5 protein-coding genes and 2 pseudogenes are annotated in these 13,829 nt (G+C 41.0%); 3 read left to right on the plus strand and 4 right to left on the minus strand.

Annotated features, from left to right (window positions below):
- Window positions 1-4 precede the first annotated feature (4 nt).
- Window positions 5-1,393, plus strand: a complete 1,389-nt coding sequence (locus tag DWZ47_RS05990) for a glycoside hydrolase family 43 protein (protein ID WP_117512549.1) — start codon at window positions 5-7, stop codon at window positions 1,391-1,393.
- A gap of 21 nt (window positions 1,394-1,414) precedes the next feature.
- On the opposite strand, the gene DWZ47_RS05995 is transcribed toward DWZ47_RS05990, so the two are convergent.
- The gene (locus tag DWZ47_RS05995; protein WP_117512550.1) at window positions 1,415-5,434 is read right to left on the minus strand and encodes a two-component regulator propeller domain-containing protein; all 4,020 of its coding nucleotides are present in this window, start codon (window positions 5,432-5,434) and stop codon (window positions 1,415-1,417) included.
- Window positions 5,435-5,592: 158 nt separating this feature from the next.
- A complete protein-coding gene (locus DWZ47_RS06000; RefSeq protein ID WP_117512551.1) occupies window positions 5,593-8,028 on the minus strand; it encodes a glycosyl hydrolase family 95 catalytic domain-containing protein in 2,436 nt (811 codons plus the stop codon).
- Between the two features lie 318 nt (window positions 8,029-8,346).
- On the opposite strand from DWZ47_RS06000, the gene DWZ47_RS06005 reads away from it, so the two are divergent.
- The gene (locus tag DWZ47_RS06005) at window positions 8,347-10,224 is read left to right on the plus strand and encodes a sialate O-acetylesterase (protein WP_004316127.1); all 1,878 of its coding nucleotides are present in this window, start codon (window positions 8,347-8,349) and stop codon (window positions 10,222-10,224) included.
- 1 nt (window position 10,225) lies between these two features.
- A pseudogene (locus tag DWZ47_RS06010) lies at window positions 10,226-11,103 on the plus strand (alpha/beta hydrolase).
- 264 nt (window positions 11,104-11,367) lie between these two features.
- On the opposite strand, the gene DWZ47_RS31365 reads toward DWZ47_RS06010, so the two are convergent.
- Window positions 11,368-11,892: a DUF6805 domain-containing protein gene (locus tag DWZ47_RS31365; protein ID WP_371825049.1), complete on the minus strand. Its 525-nt coding sequence runs from the start codon at window positions 11,890-11,892 to the stop codon at window positions 11,368-11,370.
- Window positions 11,893-13,773 (minus strand): annotated as a pseudogene (locus DWZ47_RS06015) (glycoside hydrolase family 127 protein); the annotation flags it as partial. It abuts the gene before it with no gap.
- Window positions 13,774-13,829: the final 56 nt, after the last annotated feature.

Raw genomic sequence — 13,829 nt, forward strand, 5'->3', positions numbered from 1 at the left:
TAGCATGAAAATGAAATCTACATTTATCGCAGCCACATTGTTGCTCGTTTCGGTTATGACCGAAGGAGGACTGTCGGCACAGAACCCGATTGTGCAAACTTGCTTTACTACAGACCCTGCTCCTATGATGCACGACGGCACCTTGTATGTGTATACGGGACACGATGAAGACAAAGCGGATTTTTTCTGGATGCAGGAATGGCGTGTGTATTCTACCAAAGATATGGTGAACTGGACCGATCACGGCTCTCCTCTTGCCATCGAATCATTCGACTGGGCGGACGACCGTGCTTGGGCAGCACAATGTGTAGAGCGTAATGGTAAGTTTTATTGGTATGTCTGCCTGCATTCCAAACTTTCCAATACGATGGCAATCGGTGTGGCGGTAGGCGATTCGCCTGTCGGTCCTTTTAAAGATGCCATCGGCAAACCGCTTCATGACGGAAGCTGGGACTATATTGATCCTACGGTCTTCATTGATGATGACGGTCGTGCTTATCTGTATTGGGGAAATCCGAATATCTATTATGCAGAATTGAATGACGACATGATTTCCTTGAAAGGTGAAGTGGGCAAACTGGAACAGACTGTTGAGAGCTTTGGTGCACCCAATCCGGAAAAGCGTGTCAAAGGTGTTAAGTATAAAGATACTTATACAGAAGGTCCATGGCTTCATAAACGGGAAGGAAAATACTATCTTCTTTATGCTGCCGGAGGTGTACCCGAACATATTGCCTATTCCATGAGTGACGGACCTCTTGGCCCGTGGAAGTATATGGGAGAAATCATGCCTTTACAAGATACGGGCTCGTTTACTAACCATTGTGGAGTGATAGACTATAAAGGCAATTCTTATTTCTTCTATCATACGGGTAAGCTGCCGGGTGGTGGAGGCTTCGGGCGAAGTGCGGCGGTGGAGCAATTTAAGTATAACGCTGACGGCACTTTCCCGATTATTAATGCTACCCGGGAAGGGGTGTCACCGGTAGGTACGCTCAATCCTTACGAAAGGGTGGAAGCTGAAACAATCGCTTTTTCTGAAGGTGTGAAGTCCGAACCAAATGTGAAAACCGGTGTATATATATCTGAAATTCATAATGGAGATTATATAAAGGTACGTGAAGTGGATTTCGGCAATAAATCCCCCAAACGGTTCACTGCTACCGTTGCCAGTGCCCTTCGTGGCGGAACACTTGAAGTACGTACAGACAGCATAAGCGGACCATTAATTGCGGAACTGACTATTCCTTCAACGGGAGGTTGGGAATGCTGGAAAACATTGCAGGCTGATATTGTAAAACCGGTCACAGGAATACAAGATATTTATTTTGTATTCAAAGGACGTAAAGGCTGCAAACTGTTTAACTTTGATTGGTACAAGTTTAACAGATAAACATGCTAGAGAGCAGTTGGGTTACTCTTCTTTTTTACTCAACTGCTCTTTCATATACATTGAAGGCGGCATTCCATACAATTCTTTGAATGTTGTCGAGAAATTATTAGGATCAGTGAATCCTGTTAACATGGCTATCTCGGATATGGTGTGCTGTTTTTCGGACAATAGACGAGCGGCTTCTTTTAAACGTATATTACGTATAAAGTCACGGGTTGTCTGGTTGGTGAGCTCCTTGAGTTTCCTGTGAAGATGTACGCGGCTGATACCTACTTCGGTGGTGATTGTCTCTATTGTCAAGTTAGGGTTACCGATGTTTTCATTGATCACTTTCATAATACGTTCCATCAATTTCTCATCGGGTGATTTCACTTCCAGTTTCTGAACCTTGTTCTCCAGATTTTGCTGGCCTGTAAATACTTTGCGTAACTGCTGCCGTGTATTAATCAGATTTTCTACCGTCTTTTGCAGAATTTCGATATTGAATGGCTTCATGATATAGGCGTCGGCTCCTGTATTCAGACCTTCAAGGTTGTCTTCTTCCCTCGTTTTCGCAGTAAGCAAAATGACTGGGATATGATTGAGATTTACATTCTGCTTGATCTTCCGGCATAAGGTAAGTCCGTCCATTTCGGGCATCATGATGTCACTAATGACTAAATCCGGAGTCTTTTTAAATATTTGCTCTAATGCTTCTTTACCATTACGGCTTTCCATGATATGAAATTTGTCCCCGAACTCCTTCGCTATATAATTTCGGATTTCTTCGTCGTCTTCTACAATTAATACGCGATATTTAGTTTTTACCCAGACTTTCTTTTCTTCCTCATTTTCTATAATGGGAGAGATGACAGGAACAGTTGGTACGGCTACTGTTACCTTTTGCTCATTGTTGTCAACTTCTTCAGGGCGTAGATGCTTGTTACCCAACGGTAATCGGATAATAAAACGGCAACCCGGTTGTTCTTTATTATTTTCTACATAGATAATTCCATGATGTAATTCCACTAATGAACGAGTAAGATGTAATCCTATTCCTGTTCCGCCTTTCGGATTCTGTTGGCTGTTACGGATCTGATAGAAACGTTCGAAGATATGTTCTTTTTCCTGTTCATCGATGCCTGTTCCGGTATCCGCGATAATTATTTCGGCATATTGTTTCAAGGGATCGGGCAGTGTATTGTCTTCTCCCGTACCGATGGTAATATCTATGTTTCCTTTTTCAGGAGTAAACTTGAAGGCATTAGACAGAATATTCAGGATAATCTTATCAAAATTACCTGTGTCTACCCATACATTCAGTTTCCGGAGCGTACTGTGAAGTTGTAGCCGGATATTTTTTGTATTTGCCTGTTGACCGAACGTTGTACATAAATCCTCTATAAAAGGAATAATATTGGTCTCCCGGAACATCAGGAACATTTGCCCTTTATCAATTTTCCGAATATCCATTAGTTGATTAACAAGATTCAGAATACGTTCCGCATTTCTGTAGATAATATGATATATTTTCAGGCGTTCATTGTTCTCCTCATTCTTAATCAGTTTCTGTAGAGGGCTGATGATTAGAGACATCGGAGTGCGTATCTCATGAGAGATGTTGATAAAGAACTGCAATTTTGCTTCATTGATTTGTTCGGCATGGATATGTTGCAGCATTTCCTTATGCATTCTGTACCGATGTCTGATCTGAAGAATAATGATAAATATAATGGTCAGTAATAATAAGGAGTAGATAACTTTGGCCCACCATGAAGCATACCATGCAGGAGATATAAAGATGGTAATTTCTTTTATATTTGAATACACAGTGTTGTCTTTTGCTCTGATTTTAAAGTTATAGGTACCGGGTTTCAGATTGCTGAATGAGATACGGTTTACACCTTTGGGCAAACTAATCCATTTTTCATCGTTGATAGAATAAAGGTAGTTGATGTGTTCGGGGGCATTTAATTCCAGAGTGGCAAACTCGATACTGAACACATTGTCTTTATGGGATAGATAAAACTCTTTTGCGTTGAATACAGGGCAGTTGATAATATTGTGAATACCGGATTTCATTCCTTTTCTAACCGGATTGTTATGCAGGAAAAAGTCGGTAATCCGGATATTCCATGTTTTTGCCGGATTGATAATGTCTTGCGGATTGAAATAGGTGATACCATTCATTCCGCCAAACCAGATGGTGCCTTGCTCATCTTTGAATGAGGCATTTTTATAGAACTCATTCCCTTGTAATCCGTCACCTACATAATAATTGATGAATTTGTTATTTTTCTTTTGAAATTGGGATACTCCTGCGTTGCTACTTATCCATAGGAAATCATTCTCGTCTCCTTGTATTGCATATATTGTATTGCTGGGCAATCCATCCGCGGTGGTATAGGTCGTTATTTCTTTGGTCTCCTTATTCCAACTTGACAGCCCTTCGGAACTTCCAAGCCATATAATTCCATGGTTGTCTTCATAAATTGAATAAATCACGTGTTGGGGTAGTATCTTATAGCTCTGAAAATCAGAGGTGTCAAGGTCAATGCAGTTCATTCCGTCGTAAGTTCCTACATATAGCTTGTTGTCATTGGAGTAGTGCAGGCAACCTATCCATTCATTTATCAATGAAGAATTGGATTGCACAGAAGTAAACTCCTTGGTTTTAAGATCATAATAAAACAGCCCGAATCCCATTGTTGCAACCCACAAACGTTTGTTTTTATCTTCTGCAAAGTCATATACACGTTGTATATAGTTGTTGTTCTTGTCCATTAGCTTGTACTGGTAGCTACACTGTCCTGTCTGTTTGTTCAGCTTCCCCATACCGTTGATAAAGGAGCCGACCCAAATGTTGTACTCGGAATCTTCATATAGTTTTATAACTGTTGAAGGCACAGAATTAGGGTGATTAGTATGCGAGAAATGTTTTGCCGGTTCTAACTTTTCTGTAAGAGCATAAATTCCGTCATTATCCGTTCCTACCCATAATATGCCGTTGTTGTCCTTGCAAAATGAAGTAATGCAACTGGAACCGATAATATTCTTGTCCATGGACTTATGGCCTATATACTTGAAACTGTTGGTTCGGGCAGGTATTTGTATGATCCCTTTCTGATAAACAGCCAGCCATAAGTTACCGGAGTTATCTTTCAGAATAGAATGTATTTTCGATTTATTGGAGTCAAAGTAACTGTTATCGAACCGATATTCAGAAATCTCATGAGTCTTGTTGTTATAGATATTCATACCTTTTCCATCAGTTCCGATATATAACTCATTCGGGCTTGCGGAATAAAGGAAGCTGACAGGAAGTTCTTTTTTTTCTTTGAAGTCAACGGGAACGAAAGTATCGGATTTCTTCTCATAGGCGAATAATCCTTTTCTCATGCTCCCTACATAAATATTTCCCTGTGGATCCTCACAAATACTGTTGATGTATCCGTTGTCTTTAGACAAATATAGGGAAAGCCGGTTGTCGGGATCGAGACGATATAACCCTTCTTCTCCTTTGGACATCCAGATATTCAGCTTTCTGTCTTCAATCATATACCCCGGTGAGGTTATGGAAGCATTAATCTGTTGAACAGTCAATTGGTTGTTTTTGATATTCAGTCTACACAATACATTACCTGATATCCATATTTCCCCGTTTCTTCTTTCGATTATGGAAACGATGTTGCTTTCAAATATTTCTCCATTGTCTTCCCATTTCGCGAGTGGGGTAAAGTTATCAGTGGCGGGGTCATACATTTGGACTCCCATATATGTACCGATAAGCAGATGACCTTTACTGTCTTCAAATACGGTACGGACAAAACTATGGGCCAATGAATGTTCATTGGCGGGTTCATGTTTGTAAATAGTGAATTTTGCACCGTCATAACGGTTCAGCCCGTCTTCTGTCGCAATCCAGATAAAGCCGTTCCGATCCTGATACATATGATTAATCAGACTACTGGAGAGTTCTTTGTCAGTAGTGAATAACTTAGGAGATTGCCCGTTGCATAACAAAGAAAACAATAATAATAGAAAAGTGAATACATTTTTCATAGTTATAGATCGTTGTTTGTTGTACAAAGAAAAATAAAAACCTAAATATAACCTAATAAAAGATGAATATTTTCATTAGGCTCCGGGAGTACAATCAGATGTTGTAACATCGTTTGTGAAAAATGTAACATGAGAAAAGATTAACCTCTCCTTATGTATTATTGTTTTCCTTTCATTGTATTTACAATATAGCTTTTACCGGCTTTTGTTTCGATGTCATATTCGTAAACCTTCTGCAGTTTGGGAGACTGCGCACTTACTCCTTTGGCTACAAGAGGTTGCTTGATAGGAGTGGTGGCGAATAATCTATTTGAGCACTCTTTCCCGTTTACTTGTTTTAAGCCTTTCCCTTTCAGGGGAACATAAGACCGGATGCGGAGCGTACCGCCTATATTCGACCGGATGATCGCTTTATTTAACATATTGTTTTTCCAGTCCATATCAACAGTAAAGTTTCCACGTGCCACCAGCCCCTTCACACTTCCTTCTTCCCATGCATCAGGCAATGCCGGCAATAAATGTACGGCACCGTCATGACTTTGGAGCAACATTTCCGCTACTCCGGCTGTATAACCGAAATTACCGTCAATCTGGAAAGGCGGATGGGCATCCAGCATATTGGGATAGGTACGCCCGTTCGGATATTCTTTAGCCAAGTGATCGTTGGGCAATAGTTGAATCATATTTTTGATGATTTGGAAGGCATGGTTTCCATCCAGCATACGTGCCCAGAAGTTGACTTTCCAGCCGATACTCCAACCGGTAGCCTTATCACCGCGTTGAAGCAATGTGTTTCTTGCTGCCTGGAATAACTCGGGATTTGAGTATGGAGAAATTTGATTACTCGGATATAGCCCGTACAAATGTGAAATATGACGGTGCTCGTCCTTGGGATTGTCAATATCTTCAAGCCATTCTTGTAGTTGGTTATGTTTTCCTATTTGCATAGGTGGTAACTTCTCTAGTGTTTGTTTGAGGGAGTCTTGGAAAGAAGGGGCTTCACCAGCGATGTATGAAGCCAATAAGGTATTATGCAGTGCATCAAAAGCAATCTGGTTATCCATGGTGCATCCGGCAGTGACCGGACCATGTTCAGGCGATACGGAGGGAGCTACCACCAGCCATTTATAGGTAGGATGTTCTACCAAGAAATCCATGTAGAACTGCGCTGTTCCTTTCAGGATGGGATAATACTCTTTCAGGAACTCTTTATTTCCTGTAAAGAGGTAATGTTGCCAGATATGTTGAGCTAACCATGCGCCGCCGCTAGGCCACATGCCGGCTGCTGCAAAATCGACTACACCACAGATTCTCCATAAGTCAGTGTTATGATGTGCCACCCATCCCCAACAATCATACATGGTTCGGGCTGTTTCTGCTCCTGTGACGGATAAATCTTTCAACATAGAGAATAACGGACTATGTGTTTCACTTAAATTAGTGACTTCTGCCGGCCAATAGTTCATTTCTGTATTGATATTGATGGTGTATTTGCTATCCCAAGGTGCATGAGTACTGTTGTTCCATATTCCTTGCAAATTGGCAGGTTGTCCTCCCGGTTGTGAAGAAGAAATCAGCAAGTAACGTCCGTATTGGAAAAGCAAGGCTGCCATTGCCATGTCATTGCCTTGCCCGAAGTTTTCAATTCGTCGGGGAGTTTCTATTTGAGATGCTTCACTTGACGGCAAATGAAGTTGGACACGGTCGAATTGTTTTTTATAGAAGGCGATATGCTCTTTAAGAGCTTTTTCATAAGGAATAAGTATTGCTTCTTCCAAATAATCAGTAGTCCGTCGGGATTCATCTGCGCTCACATTCTGGTAATTTACATAGTTTGTTGCCGCCGATATGTAAAGAGTTGCTTCTGTACCACCATTTATCTGAAGAATATTGCCTGCCGGGTGGATAATGCCATCTGTTTTTACTTGTACTTGACACTCTGCCCGTAGCGCGGCTTTCATGCCTTCCTGTTCTTTTCCTTGACAGGTGATAATCAGTTTGTCATTTTGAACATTGACCTCATTTTTCAGCGGACAGTTGTATGACACATTGAAATTTAGTGCATTAGGTTGACTCGCCTTGATGTGCATGATGATGACATTATCCGTGAATGAGGCGAAAGTAGTGCGGGTGTAGTTTATACCATTCACTTGATAGCGGGTAGTAGTTGTTGCATTTTCCAGATTCAAGTCGCGGTAGAAGTCGTCGGCATCCTTATGTCCGGGGAACTCCAGGTATAGATTTCCCAATGTCAGATAGCTCATTCCGTGTTGCCGGGTTAGAAAGTTGGCATCAATGAGCCTTTGTGCTTCCTTGTTTCTTCCTTCAAATATCAGTTTGCGCACAATAGGCAGGACATGTACTGCATTCGGGTTATTATTGTTATAAGGAGAGCCTGCCCAAAAAGTTTCTTCATTCAGTTGCAGTTCTTCACGCTCGGTTCCTCCATATACCATCGCCCCAAGGCGGGAATTGCCGATAGGAAGAGCTTCCGACCAGTTCTTTGCCGGTTGGCTGTACCAAAGTTTCAAATCTTGTCCTGAAACTAAATTGCTAGTTAACAGGAGTAACAGGAAGAGTGTGTTTCTATTCATATTATAGTATTTGTATAGGAATTAATATGGGTTTCTCATGATTCGAAAGCCTTTGTTCAAATCGGTTGGATGTATTTGTTGCAAAGATAGATTATTTATTTGTTACGAAAGATAAAATATGTATCCGATTTTTTGTCCGTAGGTTGCCTCTTCCTGTGTTTGTGTTACCAATACTATGATGTATGTTACATACGGCTTATTGGGGAAGGAATTTTTTTGCTTTTTGTGCGAGAGCAACGTACTTTTGCAATATCTGTTTGAAAAGTGGAAGTATTAAACGGGTGTCTTACATAACTGATAAAACACATTATGATAATTATGATTACTGTAAAAAATGCATTCATACTATTGATGGTGTTGGCAGTCACATTGATTGCGCAACCTCTTTCTGCTGTTATACGGCTTCCTCGATTAGTCAGTGACAAAATGGTGTTGCAACGTGATACGGAATTGAAAATCTGGGGGTGGGCGGATTCCGGTGAGAAGGTCACTGTACGTTTTCAAGGCAAGCATTATGATACGGAGGCGAATCAGAAAGGTGAATGGTCGGTAATGTTGCCTCCTCAAAAGGCGGGAGGTCCTTTTGTGATGGAAGTGAACGAGCTCATTATTCGTGATATTTTGGTGGGAGATGTTTGGCTATGTTCCGGGCAATCAAATCAGGAGACGCCTATTTCGCGCCTGACAGATATGTTTCCCGAGATTAATGTGTCGAATAACCATATGATCCGTCATTATAAAGTACCTACTCAAAACTCAGTAGAAGATTTAAAGGAAACGATTGCCGGTAACGCTGTATGGCATTCGGCTATTGCTTCTGAAGTGATGAACTGGACTGCATTAGCCTATTTCTTTGCGCAGGAAGCGTATCAAAAATATAGAGTTCCTGTGGGGATGCTTGTTTCTAGCCTTGGAGGTTCCGCCATAGAAAGTTGGATTAGCCAGGAACATCTGAAAGAATTTCCACAATTGCTCATTGACAGAGAGGCATTGGATAGTTTGCGATTAGTCAGGAGAGATAAGGGAGCCGGTAAATGGATGGCAACCGATGTTGATGATTCTGATTGGTCGACGATACAGGTTCCGGGTAATTGGAGAACAAACGGAATGGATGTAAACGGTGTGGTGTGGTACAGAAAAGACTTTGAGGTCCCTGCTTCTATGGTCGGTAGGCATGCGAAGTTGTATATGGGGACACTTATAGACAGCGACTCTGTTTTTGTGAATGGATGTTTTGTCGGTTCCACAGCGTATATGTATCCACCGCGCAAATATAACATTCCGGCAGGCGTTTTGCGTGAAGGGAGGAATAATATAACAGTGAAACTGACGGCTAATTCGGCTAACGGTGGTTTTGTGGAAGAGAAACCATATAAGATAGTCGGCGATGAGGCGGAAATAAATTTGGTCGGTACTTGGAAGTATAGAGTCGGCATGAACCTGAATGAAGCAGGGAAGTATGTTAAACGACTGGCTAACTTAAAGTCTGCGGGGTCGGGACTTTATAATGGAATGATTTATCCGATTAAAGATTATAAAATCAAGGGAACAATTTGGTATCAGGGCGAAACTAACGCTGGACATCCGCAGGGATATGCCACATTGTTGGAATCATTGATTACTAACTGGAGGGAACTTTGGGAAATGCCGGAGATGCCTTTTTTATTGGTTCAGTTACCTAACTTTATGAAGAAGCAGATGCAGCCTTCGGATGGTGGTTGGGCAAGGCTCCGGGAAGCACAGTTGCAAATTGCTATGAATGTGCCTCATACTACATTGGCGGTAACTTATGATGTGGGAGAATGGAATGATATTCACCCGTTGAATAAGAAAGCTGTAGCGCACAGGTTATTCTTGGGGGCTCGTAAGGTTGCTTATGGGGAAAAGTTGGTAAGTTCGGGACCTGTTTATAAAGAGATGAAGATAGAAGGTGATAAAATCATCCTGACATTTACGGAAACAGGCAGTGGGCTCACCAGCAAGGAAGGAGTGTTAAAGCACTTTGCCATTGCAGGCGAAGACAGAAAGTTTGTTTGGGCGAATGCTGTTATTAAAGGCGGTAGGATAATCGTTAGCAGCAAAGACGTAGCAAAACCGGTGGCTGTCAGATATGCTTGGAGTGATAATCCGGAAGAAGCTAATCTTTGTAATAAAGAAGGATTGCTGGCTTCTCCTTTCAGAACAGATAATTGGTAATATGAAGAAGGTGATTTTATTTTTTATTGTATCAGTTTGTTGCTTGTCGTTATATGCACAAACAAACTATCAGAGTAGAGTGATGACAGATACGCTCTACAGTGACGTATTAAAAGCAAAGCGTGCGTATACTGTTTATCTTCCTAAGAGTTTCGAACAGGATAAAAAGAAAATGTATCCTGTGCTCTACCTGTTGCATGGTATGTGGGAAAAAAATGATGTATGGATGAACCGCGGGCACGTAAAAGACGTGATGGACTGTCTTACGGCCAGCGGTGAAGCTTGTGAAATGATTATTGTCTGCCCCGATGCGGGGGGAGGAGATCCGAATATATTTCAGAATGGGTATTTCGATATGCCGGGTTGGGCGTATGAAACATTCTTTTTTACGGAGTTTCTGCCCTATGTAGAGAAACGTTTTCGTGTGATAGGTGATAAACGGAATCGGGCTGTAGCAGGACTTTCGATGGGTGGTGGCGGAGCTACTTGTTATGGGCAACGCCATACGGAACTTTTTTGTGCAGTCTATGCAATGAGTGCATTAATGGATATTCCGGAAGAAGGGGCCGCCCGCTTTAATGATCCGAATGGTAAATTGGCTGTTCTGACTCGTTCGGTTATAGAAAAAAGTTGTGTGAAATATGTTACCGGGGCAGATGAAGAACGGAAGAATGAACTGCGCAGTGTAGCTTGGTTTGTAGATTGTGGTGACGATGACTTCTTACTCGACCGTACCGTAATATTGAATTTTATCGTGCAATGAGGCAGGCTGATATCCCCTGTCAGTTTCGTGTGCGCGATGGAGGGCATACTTGGGAATATTGGCATTCGGCTCTCTATATTTGTTTGCCTTTTATTAGTCGGTTTATGGGGGTGTGATTTTTGTTTTATTTTATACGGAAATAACCCAAAATACTATCGCTGACAATAACTCGTCAATATGCAGCTTTTATCTCTTTCTCTTGCTTAAAAATAACTAATAAAATCATTTGTGGCAATTGATTCCCAACCAGGCAGTTATTGGTTAAATGATCATTTAGTTCATTAGAACCCGATATGAATCAAATTTTGGTGTGATTACTCTGATATATTATGTTAATACGAATAATTTGAATTTCATTTATTTATGAGTATCATTTTATCTTAGTCCTTAATAGCCGGGTCATCAACTCTTTTAACCAAACGGATAAAATAAACTGCTCCAGCAGTATTTCCCGGAATGGATTGAAATTTAACTCTTATATGATTTTTACCTTGAACCATTGAGCTAGGTATCTTATATCTTATATCTTGAAATTTAGATTGATTCCATCGCCCTGTATTATCCTCAGTCAGAAGCTTTTCATCATCAATGTAAATATCAAATTTGCGTCCTCCCCATTCTGCACCCCAATAACGAACCATTAAAGACAACTCAGTTTCCGCATTAGTTTTCATTTCGTAGCTGAAGTAACCTTCCGAAGATGCTTCACGGAAAAATTGTTGGTTTGCATTGCCTGTTCTTGACTTTTCTTGTAGTATTTTGTGGTCGGTTTCGGGTTGTTGTTCGCCCGGAGCGACAAAATCAACTGTCAGTTTTTCGAGGATTATCTTTTCCTTTTCGATAGTCGATAAAGAGTCAATATATGTCTGATACCCTTTGTTGGTTAAGGTTAGCCAGTACATCATGTACCTTGCGTCATGGATATTTGCAAAAGGTTCCAGTTTTATATCAATAGAATTAGCCGCTTTGATATTTGCTTTAAAGTGTAAAGGTTCATTCTTAATGGGAACTAATTTGCTCGTGATGTTTTCCATATCATCAACTATCAGAATGGGGGCTTGGTCCACAGGCAGCAATTTCCCACTTGGATATTGCCCCCAACGTCCATCGCCTGCGATAAGCCCTCGTAAATCCTCGGTGCCGGTTTTTGCTCCTAACAATATGGGACCATGCATAAATGCGATATAATTGGGAACATTTGGCAAGTGCTCAATGGTACTTCGCATAGGCAGTTCCACTTCCACTACATCACCTTTATTCCATTTTCTGTCAATACAAATATATGATGAAGGAAGAGCAGAGTAGTTCATGGATTTTCCATTCACAGATACCTTTAAAGCACCTTTATCCACCCATCCGGGATATCTGATCATTAGTTTAAAGGGGGATGATGCTTTTGTCACAGTCAGTTTTGTGCGCTCTTCGTAAGGAAAGTTTGTTTCCTGCCTGAGCGATATTTTCTTATTTTTCCAATTAAGTTCTGATGCAATAAACAAGTTTACGAATAACGAATCATCCGAATGAGTATAAATAAACTGGTTATATTTACTGTGGTTTTCCATGCCGGTACCTACACAACACCACATTGCTTCGTTGGGTGCAGAATATACCCTGTAGTGGCGCGGACGGGCAGAAGTAAAATATACGTATCCACCATGTTCAGGATGTTGGGTAGATAAAATATGGTTGAAAACAGTACGTTCGTAATAATCTGCATAGTGAGCTGATGGTTGCATGCGAAATAAATCTTCAGTCAATTTTAACATATTGTAAGAGTTGCACGATTCGGGGCCATCAACGTCATTGATATAATCACTACACGAAGTTACGCTTGGAAAATGTTCTCTCCGGCTGTTACCACCAAAAGCTAAAGAACGGTTTCCTGTGATCGTTTCCCACGAAAAGCGGCTGGCATTGGTATATTTTGTGTCTCCACTAAGTTCTGCTATTCTGGCAAAACCGATGAATTTGGGTATTTGCGTATTAGCGTGTTTGTTGTCAAGATTGTCAATACCTTGTGATAAGGGATCAAGAAGTATGTTTTGTGAATACCTTTTAGCCGCGACTAAATATTTTTTATTTCCGGTAATCTGATAAGCATCGGCAAGAATCTCATTCATACCACCGTATTCCATTTTAAGTACCGTCTGCATTTGTTCTTCATTCAGGTCATCCGTGATGCTAATGGCCCAGTCGCAGAACTTAAGAAACAGCGTTTTTGCTTGTTTGTTATTACAATAAAGCCAGGCATCTCTGAGGCCGGCATACATTTTATGCAAATTGTAAAATGGTGCCCATGCGGAATTATAGATACGGAGATCACCTTTTTTGAAAGTCGACCACAGATTCTTACTATTGGGAAAGCCACCGATATAACCAATTGCCCATTCTGTATTGTTAATGGCATTTGCTTCAAGGCATAGTTGAAGCTCCGAAATCATATATTCCATACGCCGTCCACATTCCTTATTGCCTGTTGCAGCATAATTCATTGACATAGCCGAAAGGTAATGCCCTGCCACATGGCCGTCAAGACCATCCCAGTTGGGATAGGTTTTCTTTCTCTCGGTCAATCCTGCTTCTTTGCGGTAAGGCGCCAGCAAACGGTCAACGTCATATTTGAGCAGGACTTCAATATTTAACTCACGGGCATGTTTGAATACTCCGTCAAGTAACTTCACATCCGCTATAGGGAATTCATTTTTGTATAATTTTTCCTGAGCGTTAGTAGGCGTTAATAACAATACTAACGCACAACTTAATAAAAGAAATTTTTGTTTTATCATTTTATTCTTATTTATAATAGAAACATTGATTCTCAAACCAGATGTATTCTCAGTTT

This window comes from Bacteroides sp. AF32-8BH (assembly GCF_003435205.1).
Lineage (GTDB): Bacteria > Bacteroidota > Bacteroidia > Bacteroidales > Bacteroidaceae > Bacteroides > Bacteroides ovatus.